Annotated in this window: 26 protein-coding genes and 1 pseudogene; 5 read left to right on the forward strand and 22 right to left on the reverse strand. The window is 45.3% G+C overall.

Translation table 11 applies throughout. From position 1 onward, the window contains the following. Positions 1-69: 69 nt before the first annotated feature. The 21 genes from traK to ACRQ5D_RS31615 all read right to left on the reverse strand — a co-directional run bounded on the left by traK (position 70) and on the right by ACRQ5D_RS31615 (position 15280). Positions 70-621, reverse strand: a complete 552-nt coding sequence (gene traK / locus ACRQ5D_RS31515) for a conjugative transposon protein TraK (protein ID WP_432329926.1) — start codon at positions 619-621, stop codon at positions 70-72. 77 nt (positions 622-698) lie between these two features. Continuing rightward, complete coding sequence (locus ACRQ5D_RS31520; RefSeq protein WP_244280836.1) at positions 699-1835, reverse strand: plasmid transfer protein; 1137 nt, start codon at positions 1833-1835, stop codon at positions 699-701. Positions 1836-1865: 30 nt separating this feature from the next. Beyond that, complete coding sequence (locus ACRQ5D_RS31525; protein ID WP_091207673.1) at positions 1866-2648, reverse strand: hypothetical protein; 783 nt, start codon at positions 2646-2648, stop codon at positions 1866-1868. After that, positions 2645-3307 (reverse strand): hypothetical protein, encoded by a 663-nt coding sequence (locus tag ACRQ5D_RS31530; RefSeq protein WP_091207675.1) that lies wholly within the window; start codon positions 3305-3307, stop codon positions 2645-2647. Before ACRQ5D_RS31530 ends, ACRQ5D_RS31525 begins: the two co-directional genes overlap by 4 nt. Beyond that, positions 3307-3969: a hypothetical protein gene (locus ACRQ5D_RS31535; RefSeq protein ID WP_091207678.1), complete on the reverse strand. Its 663-nt coding sequence runs from the start codon at positions 3967-3969 to the stop codon at positions 3307-3309. Before ACRQ5D_RS31535 ends, ACRQ5D_RS31530 begins: the two co-directional genes overlap by 1 nt. Further along, positions 3966-4634, reverse strand: a complete 669-nt coding sequence (locus ACRQ5D_RS31540; protein ID WP_091207680.1) for a hypothetical protein — start codon at positions 4632-4634, stop codon at positions 3966-3968. Before ACRQ5D_RS31540 ends, ACRQ5D_RS31535 begins: the two co-directional genes overlap by 4 nt. 27 nt (positions 4635-4661) lie before the next feature. Further along, positions 4662-7115, reverse strand: coding sequence for a TraG family conjugative transposon ATPase (locus ACRQ5D_RS31545; protein ID WP_091207682.1), 2454 nt, complete (start codon positions 7113-7115; stop codon positions 4662-4664). Further along, positions 7093-7401, reverse strand: a complete 309-nt coding sequence (locus ACRQ5D_RS31550; RefSeq protein ID WP_091207685.1) for a plasmid transfer protein — start codon at positions 7399-7401, stop codon at positions 7093-7095. The genes ACRQ5D_RS31545 and ACRQ5D_RS31550 overlap by 23 nt, the downstream gene beginning before the upstream one ends. Next, positions 7401-7709 (reverse strand): DUF4134 domain-containing protein, encoded by a 309-nt coding sequence (locus ACRQ5D_RS31555; RefSeq protein ID WP_091207688.1) that lies wholly within the window; start codon positions 7707-7709, stop codon positions 7401-7403. Before ACRQ5D_RS31555 ends, ACRQ5D_RS31550 begins: the two co-directional genes overlap by 1 nt. A 90-nt stretch (positions 7710-7799) precedes the next feature. Then, positions 7800-7925: a DUF4134 family protein gene (locus tag ACRQ5D_RS31560; protein ID WP_432327758.1), complete on the reverse strand. Its 126-nt coding sequence runs from the start codon at positions 7923-7925 to the stop codon at positions 7800-7802. 37 nt (positions 7926-7962) lie between these two features. Next, entirely contained in the window at positions 7963-8094 is a 132-nt protein-coding gene (locus ACRQ5D_RS31565) for a hypothetical protein (RefSeq protein WP_432327761.1), read from the reverse strand. 5 nt (positions 8095-8099) lie between these two features. After that, a complete protein-coding gene (locus ACRQ5D_RS31570; protein WP_091207693.1) occupies positions 8100-8420 on the reverse strand; it encodes a hypothetical protein in 321 nt (106 codons plus the stop codon). Then, positions 8417-8587, reverse strand: coding sequence for a hypothetical protein (locus ACRQ5D_RS31575; protein ID WP_432327763.1), 171 nt, complete (start codon positions 8585-8587; stop codon positions 8417-8419). The genes ACRQ5D_RS31570 and ACRQ5D_RS31575 overlap by 4 nt, the downstream gene beginning before the upstream one ends. A gap of 159 nt (positions 8588-8746) precedes the next feature. Then, the gene (locus ACRQ5D_RS31580) at positions 8747-9382 is read right to left on the reverse strand and encodes a ParA family protein (RefSeq protein ID WP_091207698.1); all 636 of its coding nucleotides are present in this window, start codon (positions 9380-9382) and stop codon (positions 8747-8749) included. Between the two features lie 21 nt (positions 9383-9403). After that, a complete protein-coding gene (locus ACRQ5D_RS31585) occupies positions 9404-10558 on the reverse strand; it encodes a relaxase/mobilization nuclease domain-containing protein (protein ID WP_432329927.1) in 1155 nt (384 codons plus the stop codon). A 448-nt stretch (positions 10559-11006) separates the two neighbouring features. Beyond that, positions 11007-11318 (reverse strand): plasmid mobilization relaxosome protein MobC, encoded by a 312-nt coding sequence (gene mobC / locus ACRQ5D_RS31590; RefSeq protein WP_432327765.1) that lies wholly within the window; start codon positions 11316-11318, stop codon positions 11007-11009. Positions 11319-11588: 270 nt separating this feature from the next. Then, positions 11589-12413 carry a hypothetical protein gene (locus tag ACRQ5D_RS31595; protein ID WP_091207706.1) on the reverse strand — a complete coding sequence of 275 codons (825 nt, stop codon included), beginning with the start codon at positions 12411-12413 and terminating at the stop codon, positions 11589-11591. An 894-nt stretch (positions 12414-13307) separates the two neighbouring features. After that, positions 13308-13808, reverse strand: coding sequence for a MarR family winged helix-turn-helix transcriptional regulator (locus ACRQ5D_RS31600; protein ID WP_432327767.1), 501 nt, complete (start codon positions 13806-13808; stop codon positions 13308-13310). Between the two features lie 133 nt (positions 13809-13941). After that, positions 13942-14292: a hypothetical protein gene (locus ACRQ5D_RS31605; RefSeq protein ID WP_432327769.1), complete on the reverse strand. Its 351-nt coding sequence runs from the start codon at positions 14290-14292 to the stop codon at positions 13942-13944. Positions 14293-14408: 116 nt separating this feature from the next. Further along, positions 14409-14792 (reverse strand): YidH family protein, encoded by a 384-nt coding sequence (locus ACRQ5D_RS31610; protein ID WP_091207713.1) that lies wholly within the window; start codon positions 14790-14792, stop codon positions 14409-14411. Between the two features lie 32 nt (positions 14793-14824). After that, positions 14825-15280: an MgtC/SapB family protein gene (locus ACRQ5D_RS31615; protein ID WP_091207715.1), complete on the reverse strand. Its 456-nt coding sequence runs from the start codon at positions 15278-15280 to the stop codon at positions 14825-14827. Positions 15281-15443: 163 nt separating this feature from the next. Here ACRQ5D_RS31615 and ACRQ5D_RS31620 point away from each other — a divergent pair, with 163 nt between their 5' ends. Beyond that, on the forward strand, positions 15444-15749 hold the full coding sequence (locus tag ACRQ5D_RS31620) for a DUF6660 family protein (RefSeq protein WP_394332295.1): 306 nt from the start codon (positions 15444-15446) through the stop codon (positions 15747-15749). A 10-nt stretch (positions 15750-15759) separates the two neighbouring features. Here the strand turns inward: ACRQ5D_RS31620 and ACRQ5D_RS31625 are convergent, their stop codons facing one another. Then, the gene (locus ACRQ5D_RS31625; RefSeq protein ID WP_143065073.1) at positions 15760-15978 is read right to left on the reverse strand and encodes a hypothetical protein; all 219 of its coding nucleotides are present in this window, start codon (positions 15976-15978) and stop codon (positions 15760-15762) included. Between the two features lie 52 nt (positions 15979-16030). Here ACRQ5D_RS31625 and ACRQ5D_RS31630 point away from each other — a divergent pair, with 52 nt between their 5' ends. From ACRQ5D_RS31630 to ACRQ5D_RS31645, 4 genes and pseudogenes are all read left to right on the forward strand, one after another. After that, on the forward strand, positions 16031-20419 hold the full coding sequence (locus ACRQ5D_RS31630; RefSeq protein WP_091207720.1) for a CusA/CzcA family heavy metal efflux RND transporter: 4389 nt from the start codon (positions 16031-16033) through the stop codon (positions 20417-20419). 8 nt (positions 20420-20427) lie between these two features. Next, positions 20428-21630, forward strand: a complete 1203-nt coding sequence (locus ACRQ5D_RS31635; RefSeq protein ID WP_091207722.1) for an efflux RND transporter periplasmic adaptor subunit — start codon at positions 20428-20430, stop codon at positions 21628-21630. Positions 21631-21644: 14 nt separating this feature from the next. Continuing rightward, entirely contained in the window at positions 21645-23765 is a 2121-nt protein-coding gene (locus tag ACRQ5D_RS31640; RefSeq protein WP_243487255.1) for a heavy metal translocating P-type ATPase, read from the forward strand. Between the two features lies 1 nt (position 23766). Next, positions 23767-25058 (forward strand): annotated as a pseudogene (locus ACRQ5D_RS31645) (Nramp family divalent metal transporter). Positions 25059-25076: the final 18 nt, after the last annotated feature.

Genomic DNA, 25076 nt, shown 5'->3' on the forward strand with positions numbered 1-25076 from the left:
TTTTGCCCTGTCCAGATAAGGTGCGAACTCTTTTTAAGTTCGGAATAGACCGTATCCCTGGGATCACGGTCAGAGCGTATTTTTTTGAACATCCTGCAAGTCTTTATTTTCAAGTGTTTTCCAGCCACAGATGAGAACCCCATGAGGGTTGTTGTCGCTTCGGGGGATATCTTTCAGGTAGCCTTCGGTTATCAGTGAGCGAATCACGGTGGAGCTGCGGCGGTCGATTTTAAGTTTACCATAGTACCTGAAATATTTACGGTTGAGGTCAAGGCTGATCGAATCCGTAGTGAGCGTTAGTACCGAACTGGAAGACAGTATGGAGTTGAAATACCCGTTTTCCTTGAGATTATTGTATTCCTGCACGCCGGATTCGTCAACCAGGTACATTGCTTTTTTCAGCTGGTAATCGATGTATTTATCATCCGGTGTAAGGGAAAAGAACAGGCTATGAAAGCGTTCGATATCTGCCCGGTATTCCACTGGGCGGTTAACGGCGACATCCGTTTGATTCGCCATGATGGGGATGTTACCGGCCAATATGTATATACTCTTGCGGGCATCGGCCGCCTGCCGGCTGGCGAATGCCAGCGCGGTGACAGCGATAATGATGGCAGTCAGGAAACTACCCCACGCTAAAAAGTGGCCAACTTTATTTTGGCTTCAATGTTCTTGATGATCATAAAATTGGAGTTGGGTTAAATAAAACTGCCGGAGACCCTGCGGCCGACAGCGAAAACGGTAGCGGCACCACGGCTGGCGCTGGAGGTGGCCGAGCTGATACCGGAGGTAGAGATGATCCAGGTGGATATACTCGGAACGGTAAACATGCAGATGGCACCGATCAGGAAAACGATAATTACCGTTCCAAAGGACAGGATGCCGTTACCTGCAAACCACGCAAGCTTTTCAAGGTCGGCGCTGGCACCATTCTGGCCAACCAATACCTGGTAGCGACTGATTTCCGATTGCATACCGTATTCCTGCATCAGGGCGCAGAGATACATGATGAGGTAACCAATTCCGGAGTACAGGTTCACGGATATAAAACGGGCGATCCAGGTACTGAAACTGTCACGGAAAGCAGGAAGTATGCTGGCTGCGACGGAGAACGGCCCGAGTATCACCAATATCGATGAATAGATAATCTGAATCATAAAGATGATGTAGACTGCTATCCTAAGAATCCAGATCGCGAGCAGTTCGAGCAGCTCCGTGACGAGTAATTGCATCCCCACTTGCAGCCGGTTTTTCAACTCCAATAATGGCGAAACCACATCAGAGATACCCTGTTTTACAGTGCTGGTAACAGAATCCCAAGCCTGTCCGTACCATGTATCACTTTCTTTTTCAGCAACCTCGGTTTGTGCCTGGTAAGTGATGAGCGAATTGGCTACCGCTAAGATGAGGTTGGCACGTTGAAACCGTAAACCTTCCACATTTTGCTGTTCACTCTCGAACATCTGATCTGTTTGCGCCTGCACGAGGTCTGTAGGAAAAGCGATCATTTTTACGAAAGCGCCCCACCAGATGATGACCATGGCCAATGCGAAGGGTCGTAACAGCGGCATGATCTCCATTTTTTTATCGCCGACCATCATTTCGTAAGATTTTACAGAAAAGAAGATGATCATAAATATGGCTGCAAGCGCCTGCGCGTCGCCGATGAACAAACCGAAGTGCGACCAAATGGAATCTTTAAGGCCACCTAAAAAGGTCATCATACCGTTTTCATAGATACCGTCACCCTGAAGGAATTGAATTGATTGTTTATAATTGGCTGTGTCGATGGTATTCTGCGCAAAACTTCCGGTGGCCATGACCAGGAAGAGCATGGATAGTAGAATGATTTTCTTTTTCATGAGTTAGTATTTTGCGTGCTGTAATACTTTATTGGCAATCTGTACATCCGTTTGCGGCGACCATGGGCCGGGGTTTACGGCTGCTGTTTTGATACGGTGCTGCTGGCTTGCCATTTGGATATCCTTCTGTGCGGCCGAGATGCGAATGTTCCAAACCCCTGCAAGGCGCTCATAATCTTTCAGCATCCGGTAATAAGCCATAATACGGGACCCGCGATCCATGTCGGTCGCTCTGGCACCGTTTAACCTTTGCTGGAGCATGGACAGCTCGTTGGTATACCAGTTATAAGTACCCTCGGTGACCAGCTTGGCGCTGACTTCCGTGGGAAGCGCACCGAGCAGCGATGCTGCTGAATAGTTCAGTAATGGCTTAAACTGCTGGTTATAGTAGAGCAACCAAAGCGGATCAGTATCTGATAGCAGGCCGGATTGACTGGCGATTTGTGAAAGTGCCGTGTTGCGTACGGTGTCGGATTGCAGTTTGTATTTGTTATCGATGCTGTTTTGCGTACCTACCAGGGCGAGGCGTTGTGTTTGCGGCCCGGTGGCTGACAGGGGCCTGAGATCAGTTTTGTGATAATTGGGATAAAAGAACCCCCATATCAGCCAGTAATAAGGGTTGAGACTTAGAAAGCCAGCTTTCGGATCGAATTTGTTCTGATCCCATTGCAGGTACACCATCCGCTGTTCCTGATGAATGATCGCTTTATCGTTGATCTCTTCCTGTGCGTTTGCTTTAAAAATGAATAAGCAACAGAGGATTGACAGTATAAATATTTGTTTCATTGTTGCAGGTATTTGGATTTGGTAATAATTTGGCTGGCGAGGTTCAGATCCTTGTTGACCCAGGCCTGATAGGGATTAACAGAAGCGATCAATCCACGGGTTTTCGCCCAGAACATCGCGCGATAAGCACCATAGGCAAGCGCATCGATGATTTGTAATTGTTGCGTAACCTTGCGTAATAACTGATCCCGGCTGTTGTAGTCCGCAAGTACATTATTGCCTTCCTTCAAAACATAGCCGGACACATCAGTGACGAGCGCAATTGCCCGGGCCTGCATCTGCTGCTGGATATTTTGGGTAAAGAGCAAAAGCTCTGGCTGTGCTTTTGCCATTTCCAGGCATTGATTTAGGTTACCAACCATGTCGGCAACGATGACACTGAGATTTTTGAATGCAAGCCCGTCCTTCAATGCGGAGTTTACATTCGCCAATCCATTGTAAATAATGTTCTGTGCCAGAACGACGGAACTGACGTTTGTATTCATCGTATTCAGGTTGCCGTTGATTTTTCCTAAATACTGATTGTGGGTGGATTCTGCCGAGCTGCGCACCAGCCCATTTTCGATGACCGCCGCAAAATGCTGCGGATCGAAAACGATTTCCTGCGCCCTGGCCTGTAACAGGCCAAGGCATAGGGCAAACACTAAGAAACTTTTCATTATTTGAGGTATTTGGCGTTTTGGAGAATGTTGTTAACCATGTTTTTATCCTGATCTACCCAGGTTTGAAACGGGTTAAGTGATTTAAGTACTGATGCCAGGTTAGAATATTGCAACAGGTTGAGAAGGTTGCCGGACAATTCCTGTATTCGGCTGAGCTGTTGAATGATGTAGTCGAACAGCAATTTGCGGTCGGATTGTTTCATCTGGTTTACATCACCATAGGACAAGATCAGGCCAGCGACATATCCCGACAGGGCTTCCGCTTTTTCAGCAAATTCAACTTCCGTATGATAGCTCAATGGAATGATAGCCGGGTTCTTTTGTGCGAGCACAATAATCTGCTGCTGATTATTGACTATTCGATTGATGACGGGTACAGCATATATGCCTACATCAGCAGCGCTGATAAGCGTACCCAAGGCATTGTAGCGGTTCTGGATGGTTCTGTAAACCCCCTTCAGTTTGTCCAGTAGGGTTTCGTTGGCTTGTTCATTAGCGGTATTTAAAGCCTGTTGATTTTTTGCGGCCACCTGCCTGCTATGCTCATCCTGAGATTCGTTAATCAGCTGGTACATACCTGGCAAGTCGAGTGCATTCTTTTGCGCCATTACCGGCAGGCTAAGGGAAAAGAGGCAGATGATCATGATGAGATTTTTCATTGCTTCAGGTATTTAGCGTTATTGATTACGTCTGTAGCGATGCGGACATCCTGATTCTGCCATGTCGCCCATGGGTTGAGTGATCTAAATATCCCGTTCATTCTGGCCCAGTACATGGCGCGGGACATACCATAAGCAATACCACGCAAAACCTGCATGTTGGTAGCAATGTGATTAAGCAGCCGCCCGCGTTCACCGGAGTCCATGAGGTTGGCATTGCCTCCTTTCATGACATACGCGCTTACATCTGCTGCTAAGGCAACGGCCCTTGATTCAAAGTCGCGGGCACCCTGCTCCGCAAAAAGCAGCAATACGGGGTTTGATTTTGCGTAGGTTAAAGCCTGTTGCACGTCGGTTACAATGTCACTACCGCAATCGGCGATGTCCTTAATGGTATAGAGATTGGAGATTACGGAAGCTACCTGGCTAAGCCCTTTATAAATATTGTTTTGCAGGTCATTGGCAACGGTCAACTGGCCGGTGAGTGCCAATTGACCCTTTGAGATAAGGCTGAGGTTGTTGTTGGTGGTATTGAGCTGGCCGTTGATCACCCCGGCATTTACCGCGACGGCGGCAGAAGTTGTGGGATCAACCACCAATTCCTGGGCCCAAACTTTATGCAAAAGCATAAAAAGCAGCGGAAAAAGTACAATCATCAGTTTCATGGTCGTCGTTTTAATTTAATGGAATGGTTAAGCAGCTAAGGGCACACCGGTATTGTTGACCCGGCTAACAAATTGCTGAAGCTGAAGCCCGCTGCTTTTAAGGGCTTCCACGAACGCTTCAAGTGCTTTCGGATAAGTACCAAAATGGTTGACATAGATTTCAACCGCAGATTTTTCCGGCTTTTCAGTGGTATAGGCGAGATACTGGTATAAGGAAACTTCAACGCCATAAACTTCGCCGGTCGAACCACGCCGGATGTACACTTCCTTAAACCGGCCGCGTCCTTCCTGATTGTTCAGTTGATGTATGCTAAAGATTTTTTTGCGTTCCACCTCGTTGATGGAAAGCAAAGCGGCAATTTCATTATAGTTATCCTTAAACTTATTCTGATCAAGCAGCGTAATGGTATCAGAATTACTGATGATACTATCTTTAACTACCGCATTGCCAATGATGTCAGCCAGTTCCTGGGTGACTACGATGACTTCACCCCAAAACTTTCTTACCGTTTTATAGAGATATAAAAGATACCCCGCCATCAGCGGACTGGCGATGGCTTTCCAGGCCTCTTCCACAATCAGGCATTTGCGCCGGTCGGAACGATAGCGCATTTTCTGGATGAACAAATCCATGATGGAGAGCGTGACTATCGGAAATAAAATCTTGTTCTCCTTTATGGAATCAATTTCATAAACAATAAACCGCTCATTAAATAGCGATTTGTCCGTTTGCTCGTTCAGTATGGTTTCAAACTCACCACCCCGATAAAACTTTTTAAGTACATATTTAAACTCGTCATGATCGAACGCGATCTGCTCCTCGGCTTTGATTTCCGGTATTTTTTTAAGGGCAAATTCATAGAAAGTGTTGAAGTTCAAAAGACGGTCATCTTCGTGGTCGTCGAACCAATAGTTAAAATAAGCGCTAATGGTATGCGCGATGACATCACGTTCAACCTGGCTGATAATGCCCTCAGCACCTTTCCAAAGCAGGCAGATCAGTGTAACCAGAAACTCCTTCTTTTCGATATTATATTCCTCCGGCGAAATCGCAAAAGGGTTCATCGTGATCGGCTTCTTATCGGTATAGGTAATGTATTTGCCGTTATAATATGAACATAGCCCGGAATATGAGTGACCGGTATCAACGATCACCATATCGGTGTTATAGAGCATTTTTTGTTCTATCAGCGAATTTTGATAAAAAGATTTACCCGAACCTGATGGGCCCAATGTAAAGGAGTTTCTGTTATTGATACGCCCTGTTCGCATGGGAAGATCAGAAGGATCGATAGCGATTGGGATGCCTTGCCGGTCAGTGAAGCGGACGGTATAATCTGACGGCTCATCTTTTGGCAGTGATTCTTTAAAAAAGAAACATAAAGCAGCGTCGCAGGTGGTCAGGAACCAGTCATAGTTTTTCAGTTCAACTGCATTACCGGGTAATACCGTTCTGAAAAGCTCCAGCTGGTTATAGGCGTTTTTGCTGGCAATAATTCCCAACCCAAACAGGCTGCTTTCAATATAATTTGCCGCCTTTTGTATTTCGCTTTTATCGGCCGCGATCAGGATATTAAAATGGCAGTTTACCAAGAGCTGGTTTTCACGGGCGACGTCCGTCAAAAGGTGGTCAATATCCTCCACGCAGGTTTGATTGGCCGGGTCTGGGATGCCGGAATGCCTTTTCTTTTTCAGCTCCAGTTTACGGAGTGTAGCCGTTTGCCCCGGAATTTCGATCACCTGGTTATAAACGAGGCAATCACAGCCGGGAGCTTTAAAAAGGAATTGGAGCGCATCCACCGGAAACCCTTTAATGGTATCTTTTTCATTCCATTCCACATGGGTGGCAACCTCAGATGGTAAATCCATACTGTCGATATTGATTAGGCTGATACTCCTGACAGCACGGTCACCCATCAGCAATTCGGTATCATTCGGTGCAATATTGTTAAGCACTGTAGTTGGCTCACTGAAACTCATGCTAAGGATTTGCATAACCAGTTTATTGATCTGGCTTTCTTCGAGGATCTTGGGCTGCATACCCGCGCCGAGTAAAAGATCGTACACTTTAATTACCGATTGGCTGAAGTCGATGAGCGCACGCTGATCGAAAACATAAAAGGCACCGCGTTTAATCTGCCGGGTAATGACGAGGTGTGTTTCAAGTTTGATATACCTTCGGCCGGCGAAGTGTTCGTTAAATTTTTGCTGTAAAAACTCCTTTGCAGGTTTGTTTGGATAAATGGCTTTTGAAAAGACATCTAATTTTTGCAATAGGTAGCCATCACCTAATATTTTGACGATGTTCAGTAAGAGGTTGTGATAATCATCGTAGGCCTCGGACTGCGCACCGTATTGCAGGACAGGATTTGAAACGGTAAGGATTGCTGAAAAATCACCATCCGCGCCATAAAGCAGGTCGATGCCGGACTCGCGGGCCACACCAATATAGGGTAGCTTAAACTCTGTTTTTGCTGCCATAAATTTTGAGTTTTTTAAGATTTGAGGGATGAATGAGGATTTGCCTGGATTGCGTTTTGGAGTGTAATCCTTTCTTCTGCTTGCCAGCGATGTAGAATAATCCACCGGTTACGCTTCCGGCAAGCACGGCTGTACCGAGCCACATATTGATCAGGGCAATGGTCAAGGCACCGAGTACGAGGCCGATTAACAGGATGGCAATACCCCAGTAAATAAATTTGCCCTGGAAGCCTTTAAATACAAGGGGCTTTTGAAGCCCCTTGTAAACGGCGAATCGCTTAGCCATTAGTTAAGGCCGAAGAAGGCCTTGACAATCAGCGCAGAAACCACGAGAAAGACACATGACCCTCCCCATCCCATAATCTCTTTATTGATATCTTGATCTCCTGAATTCCATTTCGAGTAAACGCGAATAGCGCCCACGATACCGATAATACCGCCGATGACGAGCGCGATATTGCTGGCAGGATCTACATAGGTTTTAAGTGTTGAGGTTGCTGTATTTATACCAGTTACACCACTTTGGGCAAAAGCGGAAGCTGAGCCAAGGGCCAGCACTGTTAAGGTGGCCCATAGACGTTTCATTTTATTCATGAAAATGAGGTTATTAAGGGTTGGAAAAAGAAAGCGGCCCGGTGAACCGGAGCCGCTTTCAGGGTTGTTTAGATTAGAAAAATGATAGATTCAGATACCGAACAGGGCCTGCAAAAAGCCGCCTGCCAGTATCATAAAAATGGCCGCGAAGAACCAACCGGCCACAGCCTGATCTATGCGAGGATGTCCCATTTGCCAGTTGTGGTAAATACGCACCGCGCCTAAGATGCCGAAGATTCCGGCAAGGACAAGACTACAGTCGAGAGCGGAAAAAAGTTGAGCTTAGTTGCTGTTTGGCCTGGTTGATTTCGTCGATACCGGGCTGTGCGGAGGTTGATAGAGCTGACGCGACCAATACTGATACCAGTATGATGCGCTTGTTCATGCTGGTTAAAAACTTACTTCTTTGAGATAAACGATGGCCTCCTTTCTTGCCAGGCTGAAGACGTCTTTCAGCAGTACCCCACCCGAGGCAATCATTTCCGGGGCACTTAATTTCGGCCCTTGCGATATCGGGCTTGACGGGGCGGTATTGCCTCCAAACAGTTCGACCGCATTTAGCGGTACAACCGGCTCAGAAAAGGTGAGCTCGTGCACGGCAGTCTTTGTGGCAGCCGGATCTTTATGGTTTAATGATTCAAAAAGAATGATTGCGGTGTAATAGAGGGCATAAATCGCCCCCAACCAGAGTAAAAAAGTTGTCCAGTTCATAATTCAATAGTTTGGAGGTATTGCTTGACGATAATTTTCAATTCGGGATGCTGTTCTAAAAACTGCTTCACCGCATAGCCGACCACTTTATTGACCTCGATACCCGAGGCCATTTTGAGATGATGCAGTAGTTGTGCTGTAGGTGTTTCAAACCGCACATGGATCATGCTTTTGTGGTCGGCAAGATCATAAGCCCGTAGCAGCTCAAGAACCGGCGCTGCTACCTGCTGCTTTTTCCCCTTCTTTTTTGAGGTGGTGATTTTTCCACCGCTGGCGCATCCGGTTTGTTAATGCGATTGCGGAGCTGATCAGCCAGTGATTTAATTTCATGCATTTGGCTCCATTTTGAGGTGTTGTTTATACAAGCCATCGAAAACCGGCCGGACGGCGGGGAACACAGATATAGGTGTTTGAAATGTACTCGTCCGCTGAAAATCGATCCGATCAGGTATAGCAGCGGTGACCATACCGAATTTTTTCAATTGCTCGTCCACGTCGGATTGGGTGTCATAGCGGACGTTGGCTTTGATGCGGTTTGGAACGAACATCATTTCGCAGTCCGGGCACAATTTTTTGAAAACGACGGAAAACAGTATGGTCGATTCAAAGCTGAACTCATCATAGGCAAATGGGCAAATCACGAGATCTGCGGATTTGAAAACCGGCAACAAGCCATCATCATCCAGTTTTCCAGGGAGGTCGATCAATACAAGGGTTTCGGGGTCGGATTTTATCAGTTCCAGTAAATCCGGGTAGTCTTCGAGTGAGGCCGCTACCACCTCATAAGGCTCTTCATTTTCAAGCACTTTGGCTTTTTCGTACTTCTGTGCGATGGACTGCTGATAGTCCATATCAATGACGGTCACTTTTCTTTTTTTGACCATGGTGAGGTAATTGGCCAGCAAAAGAGTAAGCGTACTTTTGCCGGCACCACCTTTTTGGTTGCCGATAATTATAATCATGATGTGTGGGATTTTTTTGTCCTACCTGCTGTTGGTGCGCGGGTGTTTTTTGCGACGTCTGTTACGGCCGTTAATGGCCTCGTCGTCGATGGACTCCGCGATGATTGGCGGAGGAATAAAGAGATGTTCGGGAGATAGTTCCGATTCAAGTTCACCGGAGGCATCAAACGCCTCAAGGGTACGGTGATAATCAGCAGGTTCAAGCAGCTGATCGAGGGGGATAAAAGCCCCGTCTTTATGATTTATGAGAAAATAGCGATTGTCGCGTTCGTAGATATCGATACCTACCTGATGGAGCCCCTGCCTGATGTCAGGGTAATTATTGGTAGCCACTTTGAGCATGGCCTTATAATAGGTGCGGCGTCCCGGGTCGTCGTCCGCCAACTGGTACTTGACGGGTTCGGCCAGAACACGCTGATCAACCGGAGGATTGCTGATCATTGATAACAAGTTCTTTAAGGCTAATATTTCGCTGCCCTTGAATACATTTTTACCCGCATGATCGATAACTGAATATCCATAAGGCGGCTGATCCCCTTTAGCGTGAAGGAGCAATATGAGGCCATGTTTGCTTTTCAGGTATTGGGTTAGTGATGACAGATCATGTTGTGGTGTGTATTTATATAATATCGCCTTAAGCTGAGCTGTACGTTTTTTATCCGGCTCTGTACCCATATGGGCCAATACCTGCTGCGTGTTAACCTGCGCCTGAACTTTCCCATATTTGATGATATTAAGAAGCCCCTCATTCTCGCTGAATTTGTAACCCTGTGCTTCCAGGATCATCATAAATTGTGCTTTGGTCGAATAACTATAATTTAAAGCGTTTTCAATATCTGATTTCGCGTTAAGCACGGGGGCAATACCCACAACCTCATTGAGTTGTTGAATGGCGCGATTTTTCTCAAAGCCGCTATTGATTTTTTTACCATTTTTATCAATCCTTGTCGATACCAAATGGATATGGTTATTGTCGGTATCTTTATGAAAGACGATCAAATAAGGCTGGGCAGCATACCCCATTTTATCCAACCATTGTTCGGCAATGCCGGTTAATTCATGTTTATTATGAAGTCGCCCCTCGGTTGAAATCGTCACATGAAATTGTGGTTTAGATACCGCCTTATTGGTAGCAGAAACCATTTTCAGGTAATTGATATAATCTTCGGGGCGCAGGTCTCGTCAGGCCTTGCAATGCCCCGAAATTCCGAACGGCCATCAATTCACCTTTATTCCTATCCATTTTACTGGTGTTATAATCAACACCGGGAAAAGAGGCGGCTGAAGACAATATCTTAACGATCATAGTTAGCTTGTTTACCCCTGGAGAGCTGGCTATATCGTACCGGGATCATTAAGAACCAGAGATAAAAGATCCGGATACAAAATTTCCAGATACGGGATTGATCATATCCGGTTACAAAGTGAATGATCTCCAGCTACATCATATCTCTGTTTTTATCTCCAGGTAAATTCAAGCCGGGTACAAGATACCCCGGTATATTGTAGCCTGATACCTTTAAACTTTGTCTCTGGATAGCCAGATACATTGTGCCGGTGTATCGGGATACATTGGCGATTGTCTCCAGGTAAAATCCACCTGAGTATTTTATCCCCGGATATATTATCGCGCGATGCGGATCAGTTTCCGAAAGGTGGTTTCCAATGTTTCTATCCGTTTTAGATAATCCGTAAAAAGCCGGTTGAACTCATTGATAACCGAAGGATTTAACCGACCGGCTTTATTGAGAGTATTGGCATGACGCGCCAGTTGATTGATATTATTACCACAACGGCCTAACTCAGTTCCGATAGCATCAATTTCTTCAATCAATGCTTTTGCATTCACAATGGCTTCCTTTGTTTTCTGTAAAACGCGACCGCGTATCAAATCGGTTTTAGTGATGCCCATGGTTTCTTCCCATTGAAGAATCATACGGTATTCTTCTTCTGTAAAGCGGACATCGATTTTTTTGATCTTTTACCATCGGTCATTGGTGGCCGTCCCCCGAGTTTCAGCTTTGCCTTCATAAGAGGAATTGAGGTTGCGAAATTCCGATACTCCCCGGTCTTTCACGCAGAGAGGAACGAACGAAGTGAATGGCCGGGGCAAGATTCTGAGTGTCTGGCAAAATACCGGAGGTTTTTGTCGGACACGAAGACATCTTGCAAGGATAAAAACCAAATTGTATCCAGATACAATATATTAGTAAACAAGATGATTGTTCGCATAAGGCAATGCCCTGGCGAAGTTATTTGCTGCTTCAACACCGGCGGCAGTTGTTGAAAAGTATAGCCCGATCTCGGGGAATGAGGCTGCCATCCTGATGGCCTCGTTAAGGCCTTCATTTGTGTTTAGGATCACTGCCGAGTGATTTACTGAGCTATTTTCTTTCTTCCAAATCAGGTAGCGGAATTGATTTTCAAAAACGACAAGCCTTCGAAGGTCATTTTTAAGAATGGTGATTCCTACTTTTCCGATGCAACCGTTAAAGTGTTTGCTGATGACCTGCCAGCCATATTTTGAGTTCTGACATGCGGCTGCGCAAAAATCTTTTTTATTGCCATAAAAATCGACAGTATAGTAATACAGCTCCTTAAAATATTGCCTGGCTGTGTCAAACAGGCCATTTTGGTTAAGGAAATTGGTTATCAGGTCGTTCGTACCTAAATCCTTAACATCTTCAATAACATAATTGGGGATTTTTACGGGAACTTGAATACGGGGACGTTTGACCTTTGTAGCATCTTGCTGTAGCAGGGCAATTTTATGATTTGCGGCCTGTTCGTCTACATGCCACCAGTGCTTGACCAGATCAACCAGCGTACCGCCTTTTTTATAATGTTGATCGTACCATACTTCCAATTGATCATCACAAGCTATTTTTATACTTGCGCCAGCCAATGGTGACCAATTTTCATAGATTACAATTCGGCCACAGGTTTCAACCTGCCTAAATCCGGCATATTTGAGGATTTGGGATATAGAAATACCTGGCCCTGCTGATGAGAGTTCATGCAGTTCATTCATGGTAATGATTATTAATTGCGTAATTGTTATTTCAGAAAGGCTGTGGATCGGAATAATTGTTGAGTAACTCAAGCCACAGCGAACGATAAAGTTGGTTCGATCCTAAATGATATATGTCGAACGACCTTATTTGTACCGGCAGCGGGTAACGAACCCGAAAATTCATTTCTACCGGTATTTTTTCGGGATTACTCACGTCGTGTTCTACAACACGGTCTTTAAACTGCCCAGGCGTTTTCGGATTATTGCGGCTTTACGCGCACCTTCGCCTGATTTCCGGTTAGTGGCCGGATAATGCTTCATCCCCATACGTCAAAGAACTGCGGACAGTGCCGTCAGTGCTATCTGCGGTTGGCAGATAGGAGCTTCGTTTGCTGGATGCGACAATGGCATTCAGCGAAGCCCAATCAATTTTCGATGGAGATTTCAGCTACCCTACAAGGTTATGATGCCGAATATTAATTCGACCGTCGCCATTGCAGGCTACTGTTTAGGGAAGTTGCTTGAGAAAGGTTAACTGGTTAAAGTGGATGAACTACACCACAGATAACGAACACTTTCCAAAACAACGAAACCTCACTTCCAGCTCCATGGAGCCAAAAGTGAGGTTAACGGGAAGGTGCATATCAGGAGCTTTCAGGTACTACCTATAAATATTTTTATCTGGATATAAAGTTTCGGGAGCCTTATTTAAATAAAATCCGGATACAACGGGAATTGTAATTACCGGATTATTCCACTGACTAAATCAGTAGTTAATGTGCGGTTAAAGATTTTATCGCCAGGGGACAGACTAAATCGCAAAGAGGATTTATGATACGGTAAACTATCTCTGAGTTTCCTAAATTGAATAAAACAAAAAGGGCTGAATTTTTATCCAGCCCTTTGATTCATTTATACTAAATTATTATTTAACCTGACCAGCAAACCTTCAAATTGAAGGATCTGGTCAGTTGTCATCCCTTTATAAAGCGTTTCATTTACTTTATCTATGGCTGCCTGAACTAATGGCTGCATTGCCTGACCTTTTTTGGTAAGGAAAACGAAATGCTCCCGACGGTCTGCCGGGTTTAAAGACGTGTAGGTATAACCCTTTGTGTTGAGTGCATCGATAATAACGGCTATACGAGACTTGTCCAGCTCAAGAAGTTCCGCAATCATTTTTTGTGTTTGCGGTTGAGTGGCTGATGATAGTATAGTAATGATGTCGATCAAATACTCCCCAGGTTTACCGGGAATTTCTTTTAGAACGGATTGTGCGTAGCGGTTCTTTAATTTACGCAGTTGTTTAGAAATCATCAATTGCATACCTTGAATTGGTTGATTAATTTTTCCCCTGATTGATTGACTACCTATAGACTTAGATGACTCAAAAATGCGAGTAACAGTTAACAAACGATAGCAAGCAATAGGTGCTTTTTCCCATCATCAGATTGTTTTAGGTAAGATTTTTGGAAGGATGCATTGGCAACCTTATAGGTTGATCAGATACGGATCGTACAGAGCGAGAGAAATAATTGACGAGTCCTTAAAGCAGAAAAAAACAATCTGGTGATTGTGTTAGGAACTGTTTTAATTGCGCAACGATCAGAAAGGCCTTAAACTTATGAAGTAAGACAAAAGGGAGGCCATGAGCCAGCTTGCGATCTTCTAATACGGATTTATCGAGGCGCTTGACCAGGCTATTAGATGGTAAAATACCGCTGACCTGTTCTTGCTTTCTCTTAAATATGGAATTGCCTTTTACAGTTTTGGTATGGAATACTGGCTGATGCTGTAAAGGAAGCAGGAAAATATGCGTGATTGCGACTAACGAATAGATTAATGTCAGCGCAAGCACAGAGAAGAATTTGCCACGAATTGTATTTTTATATTTCATTGTCTTCCGGTAGCAGAACAAACATCATAAAAATTTGCGATTCGTAGCAAATTTTTATTGGAGGTTAAATTAAGCAAACTCGGTTTAGGCTCATAAAATGAATGCAATTGCGAACATTACAAGTTTGACAAGAGGTAATATAACAAAACTATGGAGGCGGCAATAAGAAGCGTGGTCAGCAGAAATAAAAGCCTGGAGGTGGGATTAAATTTGCCATTCAACAATTGCTGTTCAATCCTTTGATAACGCAGGTAACCGATCAACGCGGTTATCGCCCCAATTGCAACCATAGAAATTCCGATAATTACCGAAAAACCTCTGGAAGGAGCTGGCATCTTGTCATTTACAACAATGGTGAGTTGCTTTAAAAAAAGCGAAAATTTGACCACCACAAACCCGAAACCCATAAGGGCAATGCTTGTACGTATCCAGGCTAAAAAGGTACGCTCATTGGCCAAATGGTCACTGGCATTGATCTTTTGTTGATTATCTGTTGTCATACATCATAATTAGATCGAATGAACAACTGTTATTATTCTTCCTTGCGTTCATTTTCATGTAATGATCTCTTCCAATTAACGTACCATTTATGATGATGAAGAGCCAGCAGAAAGTATAATAAGGCAGCCGTACCTATCGCAATCAAAAATTCATTCAGGCCAAGCGTAACACCAACTGCGGCGGTACACCAGGTTGTCGCCGCAGTTGTTAATCCCTGTGAACCTTTGCCGGACGCATCTCGGGAAATAATACCCGCACCAAGAAAACCAACTCCAACAACGATATTGGCAACAATACGGGAGGCTGCGGCAGTATCGCCAAGATGGGCAGCAATCGACGTAAATATAGCGGCACCGACACAAACGGCAGCGTAAGTGCGGATACCAGCATCGCGGCCATGTTTTTCACGGTCGTACCCGATGACCGCACCAAGGATCGCCGCCAGTAAAATCTTGCCTAAAATTATCAGTTCCGCCTGGTAGGTCATGGAGAAGTGTTAAAAGATGTTAAAAATGTAACAAGATCTATAGGGTAAAGTCTTATAAACAAACCGTATAAATAGTTGTTACGTATCTGGTTATGACAATAGTCAAACTTATTAATTATATTTTTAAAAACTGTTTTAATATCTTTGCATCGAAATGAAATGGATGTGCTTCATATTTGCGATCTTTTTTCTTGCCCTGGACTTAGAGCCATGCAAGGATAAGGTCGGTGCTGCGCCTGATTCTTTCGTTTCAACTATTTTCACAAAACACCATCAATCTAATACTACTCAGGATCAATGCCCGCCGATGTGCCATTGTAGCTGCTGCAATATGCAGGTAGTTATACAAGGTAAAATGGTCTTCAGGCCAGTTGCAGGCAAGTATACACCTATTACTGTTTACATGATCCCGGAAAAGCCGGTTACCCGACCAGCTAATATTTGGCAACCGCCCAAGCTAAACGCATAAACATTTCGAGTTAGCCGCTTGCGTCATAACTGACGTATTCCTGCGGCAAGTTTATTTTTTTATGTTTTACTTGTACCGGTATGGCAACAAACAGGTTAACACCTGCTAAGCGTACCTCTGTAACCAACAAAAATAAAAAGAAGAAAAAATCCCGTAAGCCACTATGGATGCGCATTATCCGCACCATATCGCTAATCATCGTTACTATTGTTTTGTTACTGGCGATCATAGGGATGATACAGAGGTACTGTCATATCTTATCCAAGCATTAGATTAATTTTATGCTGAATAAGATCATTCATTTTTCCATCAACAATAAATTGGTAATTGGGTTATTTACGCTCGGGCTGATTGCCTGGGGTATCTGGTCACTCAAAAAATTACCCATAGATGCCGTTCCTGATATTACTAATAATCAGGTTCAGGTTATTACATTGAGCCCCTCCCTGGCGACCCAGGAGGTTGAAAGGCTTATTTCCTATCCGGTCGAACAAACGATGGCCACCATTCCTGAGATTGAACAGGTGCGTTCTATCTCTCGTTTCGGTCTCTCGGTGGTGACTATTGTATTCCACGATGATGTGGATATCTATTGGGCACGCCAGCAGGTTAACGAAAAACTTGCAGAGGCCAAAAACAATATTCCGGCCGGTTTAGGCAACCCTGAAATTTCCCCTATTTCAACTGGTCTTGGCGAGATCTATCAATATGTGATTCACGCCAAACCGGGATATGAAACTAAATTTAACGCCCGTGAGCTGCGGAGCATCCAGGATTGGATCGTTCGTCGGCAGCTATTAGGCACACCTGGTATTGCCGAGGTAAATAGCTTTGGCGGCCTATTAAAACAATATGAAATCGCGCTTGATCCCGATAAACTGCGCAGCTTCAACCTCAGCATTACCAATGTATTTGATGCCCTGGAGCAGAATAACCAAAATACCGGTGGCGCTTATATAGATAAAAAGCCCAATGCCTACTTTATCAGGAGCGAAGGTTTGGTAGGATCTACCGATGATATCGGCAAAATCGTCGTGAAGAACAATACGGACGGTACACCGGTTCTGATCCGAGATATCTCGGTTGTTAAAATTGGCAATTCTATCCGTTATGGTGCGCTTACCCGCGCTTCTAAAGAGAACAGTGGTGAGGCGGTTGGCGGTATCGTGATGATGTTAAAGGGCGCTAATGCTAATAACGTTGTAAAAGCGGTGAAAGAAAAGATCGCCCGCATCAATACCTCATTACCGCAGGGCGTAGTTGTAGAATCATTCCTTGACCGTAGTGCCCTGGTGGGAAGAGCTATAGGTACAGTAGAAAAGAACCTGATCGAGGGTGCGCTTATTGTAATCTTCGTGTTGGTTATCTTCCTGGGTAATCTTCGGGCCGGTTTGGTAGTTGCCTCGGTAATCCCGTTAGCGATGCTTTTCGCCATCTGTATGATGAACCTTTTTGGGGTATCCGGTAACCTGATGTCCCTTGGAGCGATAGATTTTGGTTTGATCGTGGATGGCGCTGTGATTATCGTGGAAGCTACGATGCATTTGCTTTATGCAAAAGAACGCGCAAAAGCTTATACGCAACAGGAGATGAATGACCAGGTAGAAACGTCGGCTGTGCGTATGATGAGTGCTGCAGCATTTGGGCAGATAATTATCCTGATTGTATATTTTCCAATATTGGCCTTGGTAGGTATAGAAGGTAAAATGTTCCGGCCGATGGCTGAAACCGTTGCGTTTGCCATTATTGGTGCATTCCTTTTGTCTTTGACCTATGTGCCAATGATTTCATCGATGTTCCTGAGTAAAAAACCAAAAAAAGGCAAGAACTTCTCAGACAAAATGATGGACGCGGTGCATAAACGCTACGAGCCGATGATCAAAGGTGCCTTAAATCACCGCATGCCGATCATCATCGTTTCTGTTGTACTATTGGTCGCAGCAGTGTTCACGTTTACCCGCATGGGCGGTGAGTTCATCCCAACGCTGGAAGAAGGCGATTTCGCCGTTGAAACGAGATTGCTGACCGGCAGTTCCCTTTCCCAAACTATTGATAAGGTAAACCAGGCCTCACAAATACTGGTAAAAAAATTCCCTGAAGTAAAAGAAGTGATCGGTAAGATCGGTGCAGCGGAGATTCCCACAGACCCTATGCCAATGGACGCATGCGATTTAACGGTGATCCTGAAAGATAAAAAAGAATGGACAACCACCCAGGATCGCGAAGAACTGGCCAATCTGATGGCCAAGGAACTGGAGAGCGTACCAGGTGTAACCTTCGGATTTTCCCAGCCCATCCAGCTTCGTTCCAATGAGCTGATCTCCGGCGTTAGACAGGATATTGGTATCAAAATATTTGGTGACGACCTGCAAACATTAGCCGAGCTATCACAAAAGGTTGGCAAAATTGTGAGCAGCGTTTCAGGTGCCAAAGATTTATATATTGAGCAGGCAACAGGTCTTCCACAGATCGTTGTGAAAATTGACCGGGATAAAGTGGCCCAATACGGCTTGAGTGTGTCAACCGTTAACCAGGCCATTAATGCCGCCTTTGCCGGTCAATCCGCAGGGCTTGTTTACGAGGGTGAGCGCCGTTATGATATGGTCGTGCGCCTCTCGGATCAGAACCGTCAGAATATTGATGACGTGAAGAACCTTTATGTAACAGCGCCAAACGGTAACCAGGTACCACTGGAACAACTGGCCAGTGTGCAGTTCCAGGTTGGCCCTAACCAGATCCAGCGCGAGGATACCAAACGTCGTATCGTGGTAGGCCTGAATGTACGTGGCCGTGATATTCAATCTGTAGTAACTGAAATACAGGCCAAGGTTAATCAACAGATAAAAATGCCTGCCGGTTATTATGTCACCTATGGTGGACAGTTTGAAAACCTGAAAGAAGCGACTGCAAGATTAAGCGTTGCGGTACCGGTGGCCTTGTTGCTCATCTTGCTATTATTGTACTTCTCTTTTGGCTCGATCAAGCAATCCGTCCTGATCTTTTCCGCAATACCAATGGCAGCTATTGGCGGCGTATTTGCCTTACTGTTACGCGGTATGCCATTCAGTATATCAGCTGGCGTGGGCTTCATCGCGCTATTCGGTGTAGCGGTATTGAACGGTATCGTATTGATCACTGAGTTTAACAGGTTAAAGAAAAGTGGCCTTACCGATCTTAAAAAGATCGTGCTCGAAGGTACTGCTGAACGGCTCCGTCCGGTACTGATGACAGCAACGGTTGCCTCGTTAGGCTTTATGCCGATGGCAATTTCATCTGCTGCCGGGGCTGAGGTGCAAAAACCGCTGGCAACCGTAGTTATCGGTGGTTTGATCACTTCGACGATATTGACTTTAATTGTATTACCCGTGTTATATACGTATTTCGAGAATTTCGGAAAAAACCGTAAAGGTGGCAAAGCCGCAAAGGTTGTAGCCTCACTATTATTGCTATTAGGATTTTGCCTGCCTTCAGCCAAAGCACAAAACCGTCCTGCCCCCGGACAACCGCTTACGCTGGAGCAGGCTATTTCAACTGCATCTGCCAATAACTTTGGTGTTAAGGCCTCACAACTGGAGATCAGCCAGCAAACGGCACTAAAAGGTAGTTCCGTTGACCTGGGCAAAACTAATTTCAACTTCCAATACGGTCAGTTCAACAGTATCAAGCGGGATAATCAGATCAATATCACGCAAAGTATCCCTTTCCCCGGTTTATTTAAAAGCCAGCGCCAGGTTTATGAGGCGCAGGAGCAGAACGCCAGGATCGGACTGAATGTTACCCAATCGCAATTGCGTTACCAGGTGCGGCAGGCCTTCGGGCAACTCGCTTATTTTACTGCACTGAGCGACCTTTATTTGCGCCAGGATTCGATTTATAACGAGTTCTTCCGCGCCGCCTCGGTACGTTTTAAAGCAGGTGAAAGCAATTTACTGGAAAAGACCACCGCGGAAACTCAGTTAAATGAGGTACGTAACCAACGCAGCAAGAACAGCGGAGATATTGCCGCAGCAAGTGCAGAACTGCAACGGTTAATGAATACAAGCGATTCCGTATCGCTGGTAAGCGGTTCGCTGAAAAGGGCGAGCGCTGAGTTTAAACATTTGGACAGTGCCATTAACCAAAATCCCCAACTGGCGTATCAGCGCCAGCAGGTAATTTTAGCAGACCGTACGATCAGCCTGGAGAAAGCGAAATCCGGGCCGGATTTTACCGTAGGCTATTTCAACCAGTCGATCATGGGTATTCAAAATGTTAACGGAACTGATCAAAATTTCACCGGTGCCAACCGCTTCCAGGGCTTTCAGGCGGGAATTTCAATTCCTTTGTTCTTTAAACCTTTCGCAGCACGCGTAAAAGCGGCCCGCATTCAAAAGGAGGTATCGCAGACGCAATTGCAACTGTATGAGAAAAACCTCTCCAGCCAATATGAGCAGTCTTACCACCAGTTACTGAAAAGTGACCGTTCGGTATCCTACTATGAAAGCAGCGCCCTGCCCAATGCAGAGCTGATCCTGAAACAGGCGCAGATCGCCTTCCGAAACGGGGAGATCAGTTATGTAGAATTTGTGCAGGCGCTGAAAACGGCATCGGACATTCGTTTGGCTTACTTACAAGCCCTTAATCAATACAATCAATCTGTTTACGACTTGCAATACCTGACCGGTTTATAATAAAAGAAATGAAAAAGCAATTAATAATAAAATTTTCGGGCCTGATGATCATCGTTTCACTGGCCTTATCGATGAGCAGCTGCAGTGGTGGTGGCAATAAAGAAACTGCTGCTACGGCAGATACCACGAAAAAGAAAGAAGAAAGTAATGTCGCTGAGATCAGCGACGCGCAGTATAATACTTTGGGTGTTAAACTGGAAACAGTAAGCCAGAAAGCGCTAAGTGGTGTTCTGAAAGTTAACGGATTTATAGACGTACCACCACAGGATTTAGTGAGCATCAGCACCCAAATGGGTGGTATTGTAAAATCGATACCGGTGCTTCAAGGTTCTGTAGTTAAGAAAGGGCAAGTGATCGCCATACTGGAAAACCAGGATTATGTACAATTACAACAAGACTACCTCGATAGCAAAAGCCAGCATGATCTTAATTCAGCCGAGTACAAGCGTCAGCAAACCCTGGCCTCGCAAAATGTAACGGCTACAAAGGTTTTACAACAGGCCAAGGCCAGTTATGAGAGTTCAATGGCGCGCGAAGCGGCCTTGCGCCAACGTTTGCGCCTGATCAATATCGACCCTGAAAAGCTGACACCGGCAGGCATACGTAGTACGGTAAATATCTATGCACCTATAGGCGGCTACGTGACCAAGGTGAATACCAACGTAGGTAAATTTGTTAATCCAAATGATATCATGCTGGAAATAGTAAACAGCAATAACCTCCACGTGGAATTAAATGTATTCGAGCGGGATGCCGAAAAAGTAAAAACCGGCCAAACCGTACGCTTTACTTTAACCAACGACTCAACAGAGCGCCAGGCAATCGTTTCCCTTGTAGGTAAAGAAATCAATGCGGACAAGACGATACGCATTCACAGTATTGCCAAAGGCAGCTTTAATTTCTTGCCGGGAACTTACGTAAAGGCATTTATTGAAACCGGGAAAAACGCGACCCCTGCACTTCCGGAAACTGCCGTTGTGAATTTTGAAGGGAAGCAATATGTGTTTTTGAGTACAGGGACCGCCAATGAAAAACGTAAAGATGGTGATACCAAAGTATACCGATTTAAAATGACGCCGGTTACGACCGGCGTAAATGAAGGAGGTTATATCGCGGTGCAATTGCCGGCCGAAGTACCTGCTAATAGCCAAATAGTTACAAAAGGTGCTTATGACCTTTTGAGTAAGCTTAAAAATAGCGAAGAAGAATAAAATCCTAAAAAACGATGAAAAAACAGGAAAGCAAAAATGCGGCCCAGCGAAATGGCCACAAGCACGAAACTCCGAGGGTAGATATCAGTCGGCCAGAGGATAAAGAGGAAAAAAAGGGTCATAAGCATAACGAGAAAGACCATGAACATGAAGAAGGCCATGATCATGAACATGGTGGTGTTTTTGGAAAAAATACCGAACTCATTTTCGCGATCCTTTGCGGTGTGGCGCTGGGGACAGGCTGGGGATTGCATTTCATTAAGAGCCTGCCGGATTGGGTAAGTCTTTCCTGTTACATCGTCGCTTACTTCTTCGGCGGGTACTTTACAGCCAAAGAAGCTGTAGAAACCGTATTGAAAGGTGGCTTTGAGATCGATTTCCTGATGCTGGTGGCAGCAGTTGGTGCCGCAATTCTCGGTTCCTGGCTGGAAGGTGCATTGCTGTTATTTTTATTCAGCCTGGGCCATTCATTGGAACATTATGCCATGGGCAAAGCCCGGAAATCCATAGAAGCGCTCACCAGTTTGGCACCGCCAACCGCGCTTGTTATCAAAGACGGGAAACAAACCGAAATCCTGATAGAAGACCTGCAATTGGGCGAGATCATTTTGATCAAACCAAACAGCAAAATTCCTGCGGACGGTGTCGTGATCAAAGGAGAAGGCAGCGTGAATCAAGCCCCGATAACCGGGGAAAGTGTACCGGTAGACAAACGGCCCGTGACTGATCCAGATAAGGATTACAGTGCAGAGAAATCAATCAAACCTGAGCACCGCGTATTTGCCGGCACCATCAACGGTGGTTCAGCATTAGAGGTTAGAGTGATTCGTGAGGCTAAAGATTCAACCATCAGTCGCCTGGTAAAAATGGTGAATGAGGCAGAAAAGCAGAAATCCCCTACGCAGTTGTTCACGGATAAGTTCGAGAAATATTTTGTACCTGCTGTACTGGTACTGGTAACAGCGCTGTGTTTTGCTTTCCTTGTCATCGACGAACCTTTCAGCAAAAGCTTTTACCGGGCTATGTCTGTGCTTGTTGCAGCAAGTCCCTGCGCTTTGGCTATTAGTACGCCCAGTGCCGTGTTAAGCGGAGTAGCCCGTGCCGCGCGCGGAGGGGTGTTGATCAAAGGCGGACGTCCGCTGGAAGATTTGGGTGAACTGCAAGCCATCGCGTTCGATAAAACAGGAACGCTAACCGAAGGCAAACCCAAACTTACACAGGTTATTCCATTTGAAGGCATTACAGAAGAAGAACTCCTGGAAACTGCTATCGTTGTGGAACGCCTGAGTGATCACCCCCTTGCCGAGGCAATTGTTAAGGGCGGTATGGAGCGGTTGAAGAAAAACCACAAAATCCCGGAAGCCAGCAGTGTAAAAGGTATTGTTGGCAAAGGTGTAGAGGCTAAGATCGGCAGTCACGAAATATTGATCGGCAATTTGGCACTTTTTGGCAAAACGCTGCCCGAGGAATTGAAGAAACAGGTTGAGGAACTGGAGAAAGGTGGCAACACCTCTATGACAGTGAAATCCGGAAAAAACTTCCTGGGCATTATCGCCCTGATGGATACCCCGAGAAAAGAGGCCAAAAACGTGATCAGCCAGTTAAAAGAGCTGGGCATTAAAAAAATGGTCATGCTAACCGGCGATAACCAGCAGGTTGCTGAAGCCGTCGCCAAAGAAGTTGGCGTAACCGATGCCTGGGGTAACCTGATGCCGGAAGATAAGGTTGCAGCTGTTCAAAAACTCGATAAATCAGAGAAAAAAGTGGCGATGGTTGGTGATGGCGTTAATGACGCTCCGGCTATGGCCAAAAGTACTGTGGGGATAGCTATGGGTGCAGCCGGTTCCGATGTAGCGTTGGAAACAGCAGATATCGCATTAATGGGGGATAAACTCGAAAGCCTGCCATTCGCCATAGGCCTTAGCCGTAAATCGCGGGGCATTATTAAACAGAACTTGTGTATCAGCCTTGGAATGGTCGCTGTACTGATCCCGCTGACCATATTAGGAATTGCATCTATTGGCCCGGCGGTTGTCGCTCACGAAGGCTCAACACTCCTGGTGGTTTTTAACGCACTTCGCTTGCTGGCTTACGATAGTGGTCATAATAATTCGGCGAAAGGAAAAAAGAAATAAGATGCTCAAAAAGATCAGGAAGTTTTTGGGGGCGCTGGGGCCAGGTATCGTGACCGGGGCCAGTGATGATGACCCTTCGGGTATAGCGACTTATTCGCAGGCCGGAGCTAAATATGGTTTAACAACCTTATGGACTGTTATCATCACCTTCCCGTTAATGGCGGCAATTCAGGAAATGTGCGCCAGGATTGGCCTGATCACCTCAGCGGGTTTAACGACTACGCTGAAGGCTCATTATGGCAAACCTGTTTTGTACCTGATGTTGATTTTTAGTGTACCTGCCATCATTCTGAACATCGGAGCGGATATTGCTGCAATGGGTGCTGTCGCTAATTTGCTTATTCCATCAGTGCCACCCATTTACTTCAGCATTGCTTTTACAGGTCTGTTGCTTTTTTTATTGTTTATCTGCCATACCAAAAGTTCGTTGCGGTATTAAAATACCTATGTCTTACCCTACTGCTTTACATAGCGGTACCGTTTTTTACAAAACCGGACTGGTGGCAGGTGCTTAAACAAACCGTCATACCGACTTTTCGTTGGGATAAAGATTTTATCGGCGTGCTGGTTGCGATATTGGGAACCACCATTTCACCATATCTCTTTTTCTGGCAGACGGCAATGGAAGCCGAGGACGTAAAAACTGTAAAACGGCAATTGATCGTTAACAAACGAAGGTTAACGCTGAGCGAGGCTCATCCAGATAATGGTGAGAAACGGGAGCGAAAATTACTTGGTTTGCTTATCCAAAAGATGAGCGTTGATGTTAACCTCGGCATGTTTTTGTCCAACCTGATCATGTTCTTCACCATCCTGGCAACAGGCACGGCGCTTTATTCGCATGGTGTAAGAAATATCGATACAGTCGAGCAAGCTGCAAAAGCATTAGCCCCTGTTGCCGGAAGGCTGTCGTATCTGTTGTTTGCAGTAGGTATCATCGGTACAGGTTTTCTTGCTATTCCTGTGTTAAGTGGTTCGCTTTCCTATATCGTCACGGAAACTTTTGGTTTAAAAGGCAGCCTTGATAAGAAATTTCATCAGGCAAAAGCCTTTTATGTAATTCTGATTATTTCCGTGTTACTGGGTCTGGGTATTAATTATTTCGGTATCAACCCGGTAGATGCATTGCTATATACAGCCATACTTTATGGGGTTACTTGTCCCGTAATTATTGGAATTGTGCTGCACATCGCCAATAACAAAACAATCATGGGCGAGTACACGAATAAAACATTATCCAATGTCTTGGGAACACTCTGTTTGCTGGTGATGACAGCAGGAGCATTTTTTTGATTTACCTCGAATTTTTTA

It is taken from the genome of Mucilaginibacter sp. P25 (assembly GCF_050859465.1).
GTDB lineage: Bacteria > Bacteroidota > Bacteroidia > Sphingobacteriales > Sphingobacteriaceae > Mucilaginibacter > Mucilaginibacter gossypii.